This window comes from Cellulomonas triticagri (genome assembly GCF_003696205.1).
In the GTDB taxonomy this organism is placed as follows: Bacteria; Actinomycetota; Actinomycetes; order Actinomycetales; family Cellulomonadaceae; genus Cellulomonas; species Cellulomonas triticagri.
On record NZ_RFFI01000117.1, the window covers coordinates 1 to 14,048 of the forward strand.

At 76.4% G+C, this 14,048-nt stretch carries 11 protein-coding genes and 1 pseudogene; 10 read left to right on the forward strand and 2 right to left on the reverse strand.

The annotated features are described in order from the left end of the window. The coding region (locus tag EBM89_RS21415) for a hypothetical protein (protein ID WP_199732173.1) at positions 1–494 on the forward strand (494 nt) is incomplete at its 5' end. Here the strand turns inward: EBM89_RS21415 and EBM89_RS16795 are convergent. Continuing rightward, positions 491–817, reverse strand: coding sequence for a hypothetical protein (locus EBM89_RS16795; protein ID WP_122150798.1), 327 nt, complete (start codon positions 815–817; stop codon positions 491–493). The two genes, EBM89_RS21415 and EBM89_RS16795, sit on opposite strands and share 4 nt — an antisense overlap. Positions 818–1,186: 369 nt before the next feature. Here EBM89_RS16795 and EBM89_RS16800 point away from each other — a divergent pair, with 369 nt between their 5' ends. The 5 genes from EBM89_RS16800 to EBM89_RS16825 all read left to right on the forward strand — a co-directional run bounded on the left by EBM89_RS16800 (position 1,187) and on the right by EBM89_RS16825 (position 4,826). Further along, complete coding sequence (locus EBM89_RS16800; protein ID WP_122150807.1) at positions 1,187–1,861, forward strand: SPFH domain-containing protein; 675 nt, start codon at positions 1,187–1,189, stop codon at positions 1,859–1,861. An 80-nt stretch (positions 1,862–1,941) separates the two neighbouring features. After that, positions 1,942–2,313, forward strand: coding sequence for a YbaB/EbfC family nucleoid-associated protein (locus EBM89_RS16805; protein ID WP_158609705.1), 372 nt, complete (start codon positions 1,942–1,944; stop codon positions 2,311–2,313). Positions 2,314–2,316: 3 nt separating this feature from the next. Further along, positions 2,317–2,634, forward strand: a complete 318-nt coding sequence (locus EBM89_RS16810; protein ID WP_122150799.1) for a type VII secretion target — start codon at positions 2,317–2,319, stop codon at positions 2,632–2,634. Continuing rightward, entirely contained in the window at positions 2,631–4,022 is a 1,392-nt protein-coding gene (locus tag EBM89_RS16815; protein ID WP_122150800.1) for an ADP-ribosyltransferase, read from the forward strand. Before EBM89_RS16810 ends, EBM89_RS16815 begins: the two co-directional genes overlap by 4 nt. Before the next feature lie 294 nt (positions 4,023–4,316). Next, positions 4,317–4,826, forward strand: coding sequence for a hypothetical protein (locus tag EBM89_RS16825; protein WP_147463593.1), 510 nt, complete (start codon positions 4,317–4,319; stop codon positions 4,824–4,826). A gap of 15 nt (positions 4,827–4,841) precedes the next feature. Here the strand turns inward: EBM89_RS16825 and EBM89_RS16830 are convergent, their stop codons facing one another. Continuing rightward, a complete protein-coding gene (locus EBM89_RS16830; RefSeq protein ID WP_122150803.1) occupies positions 4,842–7,073 on the reverse strand; it encodes a DEAD/DEAH box helicase in 2,232 nt (743 codons plus the stop codon). 347 nt (positions 7,074–7,420) lie between these two features. Between EBM89_RS16830 and EBM89_RS20925 the strand changes: the two genes are divergently transcribed. The 4 genes and pseudogenes from EBM89_RS20925 to EBM89_RS16850 form a co-directional block, all read left to right on the forward strand. After that, the gene (locus tag EBM89_RS20925; RefSeq protein WP_147463594.1) at positions 7,421–7,717 is read left to right on the forward strand and encodes a hypothetical protein; all 297 of its coding nucleotides are present in this window, start codon (positions 7,421–7,423) and stop codon (positions 7,715–7,717) included. A 296-nt stretch (positions 7,718–8,013) separates the two neighbouring features. Beyond that, complete coding sequence (locus tag EBM89_RS16840) at positions 8,014–8,841, forward strand: pirin family protein (RefSeq protein ID WP_439647199.1); 828 nt, start codon at positions 8,014–8,016, stop codon at positions 8,839–8,841. A gap of 196 nt (positions 8,842–9,037) precedes the next feature. Continuing rightward, positions 9,038–11,566: a helix-turn-helix transcriptional regulator gene (locus EBM89_RS16845; protein ID WP_147463595.1), complete on the forward strand. Its 2,529-nt coding sequence runs from the start codon at positions 9,038–9,040 to the stop codon at positions 11,564–11,566. Between the two features lie 860 nt (positions 11,567–12,426). Beyond that, positions 12,427–14,048 (forward strand): annotated as a pseudogene (locus tag EBM89_RS16850) (hypothetical protein); the annotation flags it as partial.

Consider the following 14,048-nt stretch of genomic DNA (forward strand, 5'->3'; position numbering starts at 1 on the left):
GGGCGCTGCACGTGCCGGCGTTCGCGCGCGAGCCGGGCCCCGGCTCCGCCGCCGACGGGCCGGAGACGGCCGGTGCCGTGGTGGTCCTGCGCTCGCCCGGGAACGGCCCCGTGGTCGCGCGGCTCGATCCCGCGGACGGCACCCTCGCCGCCGACGGGCGCCGTCCCGTGCGCCTCGACGGCCGCGCCACCGCGACGGTCACCGCGTGGCGTCGTCGCGTGTCCCTCCACGTGCGTGGACCCCTGCGGGCGACCCGCGCCCGCGTCCCCCTCCTGGACCTGCGGGCCGGGCACGAGGCGACGACGTCGCCCGCGTCGCTGCGGGCGCTCGCGGACGCGCTGGCGGCCCACCGGGTGCGGGCGGCGGGCACCGTCGTCCCGCAGCTGCGCGCGCAGGCCGCGCACCTGGAGGCGGGTGGGCCGCTGCCCGTCTCGCCGCTCGCCGCGCACACCCGGGGCGGGGACGGCGTGCTCGCCGCGCTGCCCGATCTCTAGCGCTTCCGCGCCCGGCGCGCCCCGAACGGCCCGCCGAACACCAGCGAGATCCCCAGCACGAACCCGGCGTCGTACCAGTTCCCGTTGTTGTGCACCTCGTACGGGCTGACGGTGTCCGTGAACAACGAGACGATCCACGTCACCGGGAGGATCGCCCCGTGCCACAGGCCCCACCAGAACCCCGCCGGGCTGGTCGCACCGGGTGGTACGGTCCCGACCTCCGGGTTCGCTCCGGCCGCGCAGGCGGCGAGCAGCAGCACCGCCGCCGCGAGCCCGACGGCGGCGACGACCCGACCCCGGCGACGCCCGACCACGCCGACCATCGTGGCACCGTCGCGCCCGCCGCCACCAGGGGCGCCGCGGGAAAAAGAGCGGCGCCCGACCGCTGTGCGCTCCTACTGTCCTCCTCGCTCCCGGAAGCAGCCGGACGGCGTCGCCGTCGCGGGTCCTGCGCGTGTGATCGGGAGCTCTGCTCCTGTGGCAAGCCCCTGCGGAGGGTTCGGGTTCGACTCCCGACCGCCGGTCGGTGCGCGGCCGCCAGGGCGGTGGCGGTCTGCGACCCCGGGTGCTCCCGGACGTCCCCCGCGCGCCGCCCGGCCGTGCACCGCCCGGTACCCGCCGGCGCGTGGTGCCGGAGCGTGCGGTGCCAGCCGACGGACGGCAGGACCGAGGACCGGGAGGAGGTCGGAGCGATGCGGGTCGTGGTGCGGGAGTGGGAGCGGGTCCTGGTGTACCGGGACGGGACGTTCGAGCGGCAGCTCGAGCCCGGCCGGCACCGGTTCCCGCGTCGCCGTCGTGGGCTGGTCCGGGTGCCGCTGCGCCCGCGCCTGGTGACGCTGCCCGCGCAGGAGGTCCTCACGGGTGACGGCCTGTCGGTCAAGGTCAGCGTCCTCGCGACGGTCCGCGTCGCCGAGCCCCGCACGTGGAACGAGGCGCTGGAGCAGCCCGACGCGTTCGTGTACGCGGCGCTGCAGGTCGCGCTCCGCGAGGAGGTCGCGGGCCGCACGCTGGACGAGCTGCTCGCCGACCGCGCCGCCGTGCCGGGGCGGATGCTGACCGCCGTGACCCCGGCCGCGACGCGCGCCGGGATCGCGGTGGACGACCTCGCCCTGCGCGACGTGGTCGTCCCCGCGGAGGTGCGGCGCGCCGCCGCGGCCGTCGTCACCGCCCGCGCCGAGGGGCAGGCCGCGCTGGAGAAGGCGCGGTCCGAGGTCGCGGCGACGCGTGCGCTCGCCAACGCCGCGCGGCTCGTGGACGCGCACCCCGGTCTGCTCCGCCTCCGGACGCTCCAGGCAGTCGAGGCCGGTGGGGCGACCGTCGTGCTCTCCGCCGAGCCGGGGCTCGCGACGGCGCGCGCGACGGTCTGACGGCCGCGCGTCGTGGCGGGCGGGTGGTTGTCCTGGGGACGACGGCCGGGGGAGTCGGACGGGCCGTTACAGTGCGTCACGTGACCGGCTTCTTCGACGACCCCGACGCCGCCCTGCAGCGCGTGCAGGACGACATCCGCGCCGCTCAGCAGCGCGCGGAGCAGGCAGCGGACTTCAAGGACACCGTCGACGCCATCCGCGGTCGCGCCCGCAGCCCGCGCGGCGAGGTCACCGTCGAGGTCGACACCGCCGGGCAGCTCGTCGACCTGCGCCTGGCCGACGACGCCACCGAGATCGTCGCCCGCGACCTGTCCGCGATGATCCTGACGACCGTCCGCGCCGCCGCTACCGACGCCGCCCGGCAGGCGCTCGCCGCCACCGCCCAGGCGTTCGGGGAGCAGTCGCCGGTGACCGCGCAGATGCGCGCCGAGCTCGCGCCCCGGCTGGGCTGAGCCGTGGACGGATTCCAGGTCGACACCGACGTCCTGCGTCGGCACGCCACCCGGGTCGGCCAGGTCGCGGGTGACGTCGGCACCGCGCAGTCCGCCGCGCAGACCACCGACCTGAACAGCGGCGCGTTCGGCCTCCTCTGTTCGTTCCTGCCGCCCATCGTCGCCGGGACCGACCAGGCCGCGCGCGACGCGATCGCCGCCGTCCGGGAGGCGGCCGACGCGATGGTCACCGAGATCGGCGCCATGGCGCGGTCCCTCGACGAGGTCGACGGCGCCGTCGAGACCCGGTTCCAGTCGCTCGCCCGGGCCCTGCCCCGGTGAGCGCGAACCCCCTCGTCGTCGGGCCCGTCGACACCTCCACCGCGTTCGGCGGCGCGGGCCTGCTCGACTCGCTGAGCAGCCTCAACGCCTCCCTGCAGTCCGGCGACTGGGTCGGCTCCGTCCTGTCCGGCGCGGGCGTCGCGATCGACACCATCGCCACCGCCATGGACCCGATCGGCTCCCTCATCGCCATGGGGCTCGGCTGGGTCATGGAGCACCTCGAACCCCTCAAGGGCTGGCTCAACGACCTCACCGGCGACGCCGGGGCCGTCCTCGGGTTCGCGGGCACCTGGGACAACGTCGCCGCCGCCATGAACGGGGCCGGGGACGAGCTCAGCCGCGTCGTCACCGCCGACCTCGAGGCGATGTCCGGGGCCTCGGTCGCCGCCTACGTCGCCTACGCGAACGGGCTCGCCGACCGCGCCCGCGCCGCCGGGACCTCCGCGTCCGCCATGGGGTCGGCGCTGCGCACCTGCTCCACCATCGTCCAGGTCGTCCACGACCTCGTCCGGGACACGCTGTCGCAGATCGTCGGGACCGTCATCTCCGCCGCCGGGTTCGCGCTCGTCACCGTCGGGACGGGCATCCCCAAGGTGATCGCCGACGTGACCGCGCGGGTCGCGTCGGCGTCGATCCGCGTCGGGCGGAGCGTCACGGCGGTCATCGAGGCCGTCAGCCGGTTGCGCGGGTTGCTGCGGGAGATGTCCGACCTGCTCAGCGGACTCGCTGCGGGGGTGCGGGGGCGGTTGCCCGGCGGGGCGGCGGTGACGCCTGGGAGCCTGCCGCGCTTCGCCCTGCGAGACATCAGCGACATCCCGCATCCTCGCGATGGCGCCGACCCGGACACGTGGGCCGCCGCTGTGGCACGGACGCACCCCACGCTCACCCAGGACGAGGTGCTCGGGATCTACCGCTACACCACTCAGCAGGGATACGACGACATGAACTCGCTGCTCCGGGGGACGAGGACCTTCGGCCCCGACGAGGCCGCGCGGATCCAGACCGACATCGACAACGCGGTCTCCGGCATGAACAAGTTGCCGCAAGCGCCGGGAACCACGCTGCGGGGGACGCACCTCCCGGACGACGTCGTGCAGGGATACGTCGTGGGCAACGAAGTGGCTGATCCCGCCTTCTGGAGCACGACGACGACACCGTCGGTCGCCGAGGACTTCCGTGTGCACTCCGTGAAACCTGAAGTTCGTCCTGAGGGTGGCAACGCCTACATCACGATCTCAGGTCGGTCCGGCGTCGATGTGCAGCAGCTGTCGTACTACGGCGCCGAGGCTGAGATCCTGATGCCACCTGGCACGCGGTTCGTCGTCAGGGACGCAACTCCCCGCCCAGGGGGGTTCACGGACTACCTGCTGGAAGAGGTCATCGAGTGAGCGGTGAGCTGTTCGACGACATCGACACGTGGCTCGCCCTCCCCCAGGACGAGCGGGATGAGCGCACTCGCGTCTGGAAGGCCCGTCGCGAGGCCGAAGCCACGCACGGACCTCGCACCCCGGGAGACATCGGGCTCCGCAAGGCGCAGGTGCCGATCGTCAGCCGGGTGACGGGTCGCCGACGACCCGACGGCACGGTCGAACCGCTCGACCCGCCGACGGGAGCGCCGAGCCCCAGCCGGGCGGGACAGCCTTCCACCACCCGCCACCCGCACACCCCGGAGACCCCCGAGCATGAGTGACGCCGCCCAGACCTTCCTGAGCGCCATGGACAAGCTGCCCCGCTTCGACGGCCTCACCTTCCGTGGCCTGCCGGCCGGCGCGGAGGCGCCGCAGTCGCTGAGCGCCACGACGGGCGTCCACGCGTCGTCGCGCAGCCCGCGCCTGGCGTCGGAGAACTTCACCACGCCCGCCCTGCTGGTGCTGCTGAACCGCACGGCCCGGAGCCTGGCCGAGTTCTCGGCGCACCCGGACGAGCGCGAGGTGGTGGTGCTGCCGAGCACGGTGTGGCGCCCGCTGATCGAGCTCTCCGTCCCGGGGCTCGACGCCCGGGTCCTGGTCCTGGAGGAGCTCGACCTCACGCAGAGCCTCCCCCAGCCGACCGAGTGGGGGGCGACGCTGGACGAGCTCGCGTCGCGGGTCGTGCGGGTCGTGCAGCAGGACCTGGGGGCGGCGCCGGTGCCGGTGCACATCCCGGGGAAGTTCGCGGGCGAGTGGTTCTCGCAGGAGGTCCGGGCGTCCTGACCGCGTCCTGACCGCTCAGGTGCCCGCGTCGAGCGCGTCCCACACCGGCCCGTACCCGAGTCGCGCCTGCTCCATCGCGACGACCTCCCGGGCGAGCCCGGCCTCGGTGACGTCGACGGCGGCGACGGCGGCGGCCGCGACGGACGACTCCCGCACGTAGGCGTCGAACGCCTGCTGCTTGGCGGCGAGCAGGTCCACGATCCGTTCGTCCACGCCGTCCTCGGCGAGCAGCCGGTGCGCGACGACGGTGCGGATCTGGCCCATGCGGTGCAGGCGGGCGACGGCCTGGGCCTCGGCGGAGGGGGTGAGCTGGGGTTCGCAGAGCACGACGACGGACGCGGCCTGGAGGTTGAGCCCGACGCCGCCGACGGCGATCTGGGCGAGCAGCACCCCGTCGGCGGGGCCGGTGCTGAACGCGTCGATGGCTTGCTGCCGCTGCGAGGCGGGGACGTCGCCGGTGAGCGGTCCGTGCAGGCGCGGGTGCTGCCCGGTGGCGCGCAGCATGCCCTCGATCCGGTCGAGGACGGCCCGGAAGGAGGAGAAGACGACGGTGCGGTGCCCGTTGTCGGCGGCGTCGGTCAGGATCTCGTGCAGCCGGACGAGCTTGCTCGACCCGGTCCAGTGGTCGGTGAGGTAGGCGGCACGGCGCATGGCCATGAAGTTCCCGCTCGCGACGGCTTGCCGGTAGACCGTGTCCGCGTCGTCGGTCAGGACCTCCCACTCGTCCACCTGGACGAGGTCGGGCAGCTCGACCAGGACGTCCGCCTGGTTGCGGCGCAGGTAGACGGGGGCGACGGCGCGGCGGAACGCGTCGGCGCCGACGAGCCCGGCGTGCCGGGGGATGCTCGCGGCGAGGTCGGCGTCGAGGAGGCCGACGAGCGCGAGGAACTCCTCGACGCGGTTGTCCATCGGGGTGCCGGTCATGAGCAGCACCCGCCACACGCGCTCGGCCCACGCGGCGACGAGGGTGGTGCGCTTGGCCGCGGGGTTCTTGACCTGGTGCGCCTCGTCGACGACGAGCACCGCGACCTCCGGGCCGTCGAGCGGGACGTGCGCCAGCCCCTCGAACGTCGTGACGCCGACGCCGCCCTCGGCCTGCCAGCGCGCGAGCGCCTCGGCGCGGGCGGGGCCGTGCAGCCGGTGCGCGGCGAGCGTGGTCTTCGCGTCGACCTCGCGGAGCCAGTTCACGAGGACGCTCGCGGGGCACACCACGAGGAACCGGGTGTGCCCGGCGGCGGCGCGGTCGGCGAGGACGGCGAGCGCCTGGACGGTCTTGCCGAGGCCCATCTCGTCGCCGAGCAGCGCCCGCCCCTGGTTGAGCGCGAACCGCGCCCCGAACTCCTGGTACCCGCGCAGCGGCACCCGCAGCATCGACTGGTCGAGCGGGTGCGCGGTGACGCGCTCGGCGAGCTCGGTGGTGAGCATCCCACGCGCGGCCAGCACGTCCTGCGCCAGCGGCACGATGCTGCCGAGCACCGTGTAGAGCTCGACGCTGCGGCGTTCCAGCACGTCCCACAGCGCGGGCCCGTCGGTGTCGGGGGCCGCGCAGGCGTCGGCGAGCCGGTCGACGGTGGCACCGAGCCCGTCGGCGACGACCGGCTCCCACCCCGTCAGGGCGTCGAGCGCACGACGTGCCCGCTCCTTGCCCGCCCGCCGGGTGAGCGCGAACCGCAGCCGCCCGGTCGCGGGCGCGGCGGACGCCGCGTGCACGGCGACGGCGGACGCGTAGTCGGCGAGCGCCGTGCGGTGCGGCTCGACCACGGGGCGCAGCCGCAGCAGCCGGTCGAGCAGCCGCAGCACCTCGGCGGTCGCGGCGGTGTCGGGGCGGCCGGAGCGGTCCAGCTCGAGCCGGACGGGCACGCCGCCGCGAACCGCGTCGGCGAGCTGCTCGACGGCGGCGACGACGCTGCGCGCGGTCTGTGTCCCGACGCCGGGCAGAGCGTCCAGCGTCGCGGCGGGCACGCCGAGCAGGTCGGCGGCGGTCGCGTACCCGGCGTCGGCGAGCGCGCGCAGCCGCAGGTTCCGGTCGGTCATGGCGCCGAGCTGCTCGACGGCGACCCGGCCGAGCTCGGCCCGGACCCGGGCCTCGCGGTCGGCCTCGACGAGCGCGGCGACCCGGACGGTCGCGGCGTCGAGGTGGTCGAGCACGTCGCTCGCCCGGGCGGCGAGCGCCTGGTGCCGCGCGACGAGGTCCCGGGCGGGTGCCCCGGCGGCGGGCCGGACGGGGTCGGCGGGGTCGGGACGCATCGCGGCGATGCTACGGCCGCACGCCCGCGCGGGACGACGGGGAGACCTGATGCCGTGGGCGCGGGTCCGCGGTCGGTCACGGTCACCGCGTGGACCCCGCACCGCACGGCGGACGACTCGGCGCACGACCCGTCGACCTCCGGACGCACTCCGCGAGCACGAGCGCGACCAGCGCGACCCCCGCCCCGGCGGCGCGTCGTCCCGTGGGCGTCCCCCTGCGCCCGACGGCACCGACCTCGCCCGTCGTGGGCCGGTTCGGGCACGGCTCGGGGAGATCGGGTGCAGGCCGTCGGCAGGTCCTCCGGATCCGGTCCCACGAGGAGGGCGACCGTGGGCACGATGCCGACGTGCTCTCCGCCCTGCGCAGCCCCGTGCTCCTGCCCGTGGTCTGCTCGCCGCTCGCCGTGCTCGGTGCGGTGGCGCTGGTGCGGGGCGTCCCCACCGGTACGGCGCTCCTCGTCGCGTGGGTGGTGACCGTGCCGCTCGGCCGGGCGCTCGCCCGCGCGGTCGAGGCGCCGGGCGTGCGTACCCTCCTGCTCGCGGGGTTCTGGGGGCTCGTGACGGTCGCCGCCGGGCTCGGCGGCTACGCCTGGGGTGTCGCGGTCGACCCGTGGGCGGGCCTCGCCCCCGGTGAGGCGCCCTGACCCGCGGAGGTGGTCCGGTGGCACCCGCCGGGGGACGCACCGTCCCTCGGCCCGGGCGTCCGCGACGTCGAGGTCGTCCGACGTACGCTGGGCGCGCCCGGACCGGACGCGAGCAGGAGCGGCAGATGACCAACCTGGAGGCCGTCGCCACCGAGCGCGTGTGCACCCCCGCCCCCGCTCCGGCGGGCGAGGGGCTGCCGCCCGGCACGGAGGTGCTGGAGCCGCGCGACGTCCCGCTCGGCGGGGTCCGGGCGATGTCGGTGCGGCGGACGCTGCCGCAGCGGGCGCGGTCCTTCGTGGGCGCCTGGTGCTTCCTCGACCACTACGGTCCCGACGACGTCGCCCTGACCGGTGGCATGCAGGTCCCGCCGCACCCGCACACCGGGCTGCAGACCGTGTCGTGGCTGTTCTCGGGCGAGATCGAGCACCGGGACAGCCTCGGCACGCACTGCCTGGTCCGCCCGGGCGAGCTCAACCTCATGACGGCCGGGCACGGGATCAGCCACTCCGAGGACTCGACGCCCGCGACCACCGTGCTGCACGGCGTCCAGCTCTGGACGGTCCTGCCCGAGCGGGACCGCGACGTCGCCCCGGCGTTCCAGCACCACGTCCCGCCGGTGACGCCCGTGGCCGGCGGCGAGGTGCGGGTCTTCCTCGGGTCGCTGGCGGGGGAGACGTCGCCGGTGCCGACGTTCTCGCCGCTCGTCGGCGCGGAGGTGCGGCTGCGGCCCGGTGCGACGTGGACCGTCGAGGTCGACCCGTCCTTCGAGCACGCCGTCCTGGTCGACGCGGGCTCCCTGACCGTGGACGGCGTCCCCGCCCCGCGGGACCACCTGCTGTACCGGGCACCGGGGACGACCTCGCTGACCCTGTACGCCGCGCCGGACGGCGACGGCCTCCGCGTCCTGCTGATCGGCGGGCTGCCGCTCGGCGAGCAGGTCGTCATGTGGTGGAACTTCATCGGCCGGGACCACGACGAGGTCGTGGCGGCGCGGACGCAGTGGCAGGCGGAGATCGCGGACGGCTCCGCCCCGGCGCCGCGGTTCGGCCGCGTCGCCCGGCACCCGCACCCGCCGCTGCCGGCCCCGGTCATCCCCGGGGCACGCCTGCACCCACGCGCCTGAGCGGCGCCGCACCACCTCACCGGGACCCGCCGTGCGTGGGGTAGGTGGTGACGGCACCCCTCAACAACTGCCCGGGCTGCATCCCCGTGCTGAGTGCTGTCCAGCACGCTGCTGCTGCGTAGGTGGTGGCACCACTCGGGTTGAGTGGTGCGGCGGCGGACCCTGGGCACTCGGGAGCGAGAGGGGAGTGCCGGTCATGGAGGTCGAGGGTTTCGCCGTGCCGATGGCGGCGGTCCAGCGGTGGATGCCGCTCGGGCGGGACGTGCTGCTGCGGGGCGACCGCGGGTCCGGCAAGACGACCGTCCTGGAGGCGCTGCTGGCCGACGCCTCGCGGCGCGGGCGCCAGGGCATGCTGCTCCGCTCCAGCGGGTCGGGTCCGCTGTCCGCGCTGCTCGACCACGCCTCCGTGCCACCCCGCACCTCGGACGAGACGGCGCTCACCGCCTGGCTCACCGAGGAGCTCGCCGGTCGGCGGAGCCTGCTGCTCATCGACGACCTGGACCGGGTCGACGCCGGCACGCTCGCGGTCGTCCGCCGCGTGCTCGCCCGCACCCAGAGCGTGCTCGTCGCGACGACCACCGTCGACCCGCTGCGCCGCCCCACCGCCGCCATGCGCGAGGTCCTCGCCGACCGCGCTCCCGCCGAGGTGCGCATCCCGCCGTTCGGGTTCCGGGGCGTCGCGAACCTCCTCGGCGCCGTCCTCGGGGCGCCGGCGGACGCCGGGCTGACGGCCTCCGTCATGGCGCAGACCGGCGGCAACCCGCGCGCCGTGGTCGCGCTCACGGACGCCGCCCGGGCGGTCGGCGCCCTGGACCGCGTCGACGAGATGTGGGTCGACGCCGGGACCCTCGACGAGGTGCCGGTGGACACCGTCGCTCACGTGTTCCTCTCGGGCGCGCGGACGGAGCTCGTCGACGCCCTGGAGCTGCTCGCGGGCCTCGGCCCCCTCCCGGCGGAGACCGCCGGGCGCCTGGTCGCCCCGCCGCTGCTCGAGGAGCTCGTGGAGTCGGGCCGCGTCGTCAGCCTGGACGTCGCGGGCGCGGGGGAGATGGTCGGGGTGGCCCCGCCGGCCGTGGCCCGCGCGATGCGGGAGCGCACCAGCGCGCACCGCAGGCGGCAGCTCGCCAACCGGGTGGACGCCGGCGTCGGCTCCGCGATCCTGCCGCAGCGCGCGCAGGAGGACGAGCTCAGCACCGTGCTGCTGCGCGACACCGTCGGCGACGGCGACGAGTACTGGCGGTGGACCGCCGAGCTCGCCGGTCTGATCCACGAGCGCGCCGCCGTCGAGGAGTCGTCGCTGCGGGCCGCCTGGCTCGAGGCGCCGTCTCTGCGCACCGCCAACGCCTACCTGGCGCTGCTCATGCGCCGCCCCGCGGGCGACCAGCTGCGAACGGTCTTCGAGACGACCCGACCCACCGAGTGCGACGGCCCCGCCGAGTACCTGGCGCACGGGCAGTACCGCGCGCGCTGGCGCGGCTGGGAGGGGGCGAGCCCCGAGGAGATCGACGCCGAGATCCGTACCTGCGGCGCGGACCTCACCGAGTTCGAGGCGCTGCGGGACCTCAAGGGCGATCTCCTGGCCCAGCTCCAGGAGGGTGCGGACCCGGAGGTCGTCGTCGCCGCCCCGGCTGCTGCCAGTGCCATCCGGTCGTTCCGCGGCGTCGACGTCGTCGTGCGCGCGGCGGCCCTGCTCGAGAGCGGACGCCCCGAGCACGCCGTGCGGGTGTGCGACGCGCACGACCTCGCCGACGCGCAGCCCGAGCCCCGGCACTACCTCGCGGCCGTGCGCGGGATCGCGCTGGCGATGGCGGGCCGCACCGAGGAGGCCGAGCGGTGGCTGCGCCGGATGCTGGACGCCGCCTACGACGCGGTGGACTCCCTCGGCATCCGGGTGCACGCGTGCGCGCTCGCCGAGGTCCTGCTGCACAGCGGGCGCACCCGGGCCGCGTGGCGCGTCGTCAGCACCGCGCTGCGCCTCGGGCCCGCCGGGCCGATCGAGACCACCTTCTACCGGCGCGGGCTCACCGTCGGCGCGATCCTGCAGGCGCAGGCGGGCAACGTCACGCTGGCTCAGGTGCTGGTCCGGGAGCTCGACAAGACCCCGCGCACCTACCACCCGCTGCTGCGGTCGATGCGCGTGCTCGCGCACGTCGTGACCGTCGCCACCGAGGGGGACGCGGAGGGCGCCGCGCAGACCGCCTGGCAGGCCGGGCGTCGGTACGCCGAGGAGGGGCTGCTGCAGCCCGCGCTCATGACCTGGGCCGGGGGGACGGTCTCGCTGACGCCCGCACGGGCCGAGTACGTGCGGGACGTCCTCGCACGCACCGACATCCCCCTCGTCGAGCCCTACATCCAGCTGCTGCTCGCCGTCTCCGAACGGGACGTGGACGCCGCGGTCGCCGCGCTGCCGCGGACCGACACGGCGGTGGCGCCCCAGCTCGTCCGGGCGGGGCAGGAGCTCGCCGGTCCCGAACGCGCCGCGCCCGGGGTCGTGCTCACCGGCCCGGCGGCCGTGCAGCCGGTGCGTCGCGGGTCCGCGCGCGCCGAGCCGCTGTCCGCGCGCGAGCGCGAGGTGGCGGTGCTCGCGCAGGAGGGGCTCTCCAACCGGCTGATCGCGGACCGGCTGCACCTCAGCGTGCGGACCGTCGAGAACCACATGAGCCGCGCTCTGCGCAAGCTCGGTTTCGGCGGACGCGCCGACCTGCTGGGGTGGCGCGAGCCCTGAGCGGGGCGCGGCCCCACCACTCACCCGCGGGTCTCGTGGGTGCGACCCACCCCTCAACAGGGACGCCTCGATGGGCGATCGGCACCTAGTTCGCGCCGCGTGGAGCACTCAACGGTGCTGGTGGGTGGTGGTGCTGGCCTGGAATGGAGATCTGGCCGGCGGGACCTGCAGCGGCTGACAGGTCCCGTCGGCCGTCCTCATCGGGCGGTCGAGAGCGCCGCCGCGGCGCAGGCGGCGCGACGCACCGGGCGGGACGCCCGAGCCCCGATGGACGCGCGCCACGCCCCTGAGCCGGACGCCCCGAGCCGCCGGGCCGACCGCGCCGAGCCGCCGAGCCAACCGTGCCGGGCCGACCGCGCCGAGGCGCCGAGGCGCCGAGGCGCCGAGCCAACCGTGCCGGGCCGACCGCGCCGAGGCGCCGAGCCGATCGTGCCGAGCACCGTGGCGGCCGCCGCACCGTCCGCGTCCCAGGTGACTTCGTCGCCGGCCTGAGGTCCGTCCGGACGACCGCGTGGTCGGGATCCGCGGCCCACGGCACCGGGTGATCTGCCTCACAAGCCCCGGCCTCCGACCAGCGACGACGTCCCGCGTCTGTGACCAGCCTGTGTGAGCGTTCACCCGAGGGGAGGCCAGGTTGTTGACCGCTGCACCACCCCCGGGCCATAGTTCTGCTCGACGGTGCGCATCGCCTGCCCCCTGCGCGGTGCGCACCGTCGACTACCTCCCCGCTCCGTCCTGACGTCGAGCCCTCGGGTGAGCCCCCTCCGCGCCGCACGATCCCGCGTGATCACGCCCCGATCACCCGGTGCGGCGGCGCGTCACACCCCCGCTCGGGCCCCGCTGCGGTTAGCGTTCTGCGGGTGAAGGTCCCCGCGCGCCGTCCCGCCCTCGGGCAACCGGCCGCCCCTGAGGCGGTCCCGGGCACACCGGCGACCCCGCCCGCCCCGTCGACCGGAACGGACGGCGCCAGCCCCGACCGTGCGGACACCGCCGACGCCGCCGGGGACGCCGCCCCCGCGGCCGGTCCCGTCCTCGTCGAACCGCCCTCGGCCGCCGAGCTCGTCGCCGGTGCGACCGGGACCTGGCGGGCCGCGCTGGTCGAGGCCGCCGGTGGTTCCACGCTGGCCGACGTCGAGCTGCTCGGCGAGGCCGCCCTCGACCTGTCCGCCGCGCACCCCTCGGGCACCGCCCAGCTGTTCGCGGGCCGCGAGACCCGGCTGTCGAACCTCGTCCGCGAGGGCGCGGCCCTGGCGAGCGCACGCCGCCGCGCCCGAGCCGTCGCCGCGCGCGCCGCCACGTACGCCCAGCAGTACGGCATCGCCCCGACCTACCTCGCCATCGGCATCGCGTCGTGGACCGAGCGCAGCACCCCCGACGTCGCGACCGACGACGTCGCCGCGATCGCCACCGCGACCCGCGAGCAGGGCGCCGCCGGAACCGACGGCGACACCGAGGCCCCTGCCGCCGGTGCGCCCCGCCGGGTGCGCGCTCCCGTGCTGCTGCGCCCGGTGTCGCTGCGCGCCCGCGGCACCGCCGAGAGCGACTACGAGCTGACCCTGGAGCCCTCGCTCGAGGTCAACCCGGTGCTCGGCCGCGCCCTGCGCTCGCGCGGCGCCCTCATCGACCCCGGTGCGGTCGCCCGCAGCGCCTTCACCGGCTCCGGCTTCGACCCGCGGGACGCCATCGCACGCCTGACCTCCCTCGGGGCGGCGGTGCTGGACGACTTCCAGCTCGTGGACCGCATCGTCGTCGGCACGTTCGTGCACCCGGGGCAGGTGCTGGTGGACGACCTCGACCGCCTCGCGCCCGCCCTGGAGCGGCACGAGGTCGTGGCGGCGCTCGCGGGCGTCACCGGGGCCGTCGAGCAGCTCGCGGTCGAGATCCCGGCCCCGGCGCGCGGCGACCGCGACCCCGCGACCGAGCGTGGTGTGGGCGACCTCGACCCCGCGCAGCAGCACGTGCTCGACGTCGTCGCCGGGGGCAGCCACGTCTTCGTGGACGCCCCGGCGGACAGCGACGTCACCGGCACGCTCGCCGCGCTGGTGGCCGACGCCGCCGCCGACGGACGCACCGTCCTCTACGTCCCCGGGCACCGGCGCGCCGCCGTGGCCCTGCGCGAGCGCCTGGAGCACCTGGGCGTCGGTGAGGTGCTGCTCGACGTCGCCCCCGACGCGGCCTGGCGGCTCGCCTCCGCGCGGCGTCTCCTCGGCGGCATGACGCTCGACGTCGACCCCGGCGACCCGCGCGCGGCGGGCGAGCTGCGCCGTGCCCTGGTCGAGCGCCGGGAGCGGCTGCGCGGCTACGTCGACGGCCTGCACCTGGTGCGCGAGCCGTGGGGCGCCTCCGCGTACGACGCGTTCCAGGCCCTCGCCCGGCTCACCGCGGAGCGTCCCGCCCCGCGCACGACCGTGCGGCTGCGCGGCGAGGTCGCGCACGCCCTCGACGCCGACCGGCGCGCCACGGCGGCGGCCGAGCTCGCCGA

Excerpts from the sequence above, each read along its gene's own strand:
- EBM89_RS16845 (WP_147463595.1), top strand. The coding sequence starts at position 9,038 with ATGGAGGTCGAGGGTTTCGCCGTGCCGATGGCGGCGGTCCAGCGGTGG.
- EBM89_RS16825 (WP_147463593.1), top strand. The coding sequence starts at position 4,317 with ATGAGTGACGCCGCCCAGACCTTCCTGAGCGCCATGGACAAGCTGCCC.
- EBM89_RS16830 (WP_122150803.1), bottom strand. The coding sequence starts at position 7,073 with ATGCGTCCCGACCCCGCCGACCCCGTCCGGCCCGCCGCCGGGGCACCC.
- EBM89_RS16795 (WP_122150798.1), bottom strand. The coding sequence starts at position 817 with ATGGTCGGCGTGGTCGGGCGTCGCCGGGGTCGGGTCGTCGCCGCCGTC.
- EBM89_RS16800 (WP_122150807.1), top strand. The coding sequence starts at position 1,187 with ATGCGGGTCGTGGTGCGGGAGTGGGAGCGGGTCCTGGTGTACCGGGAC.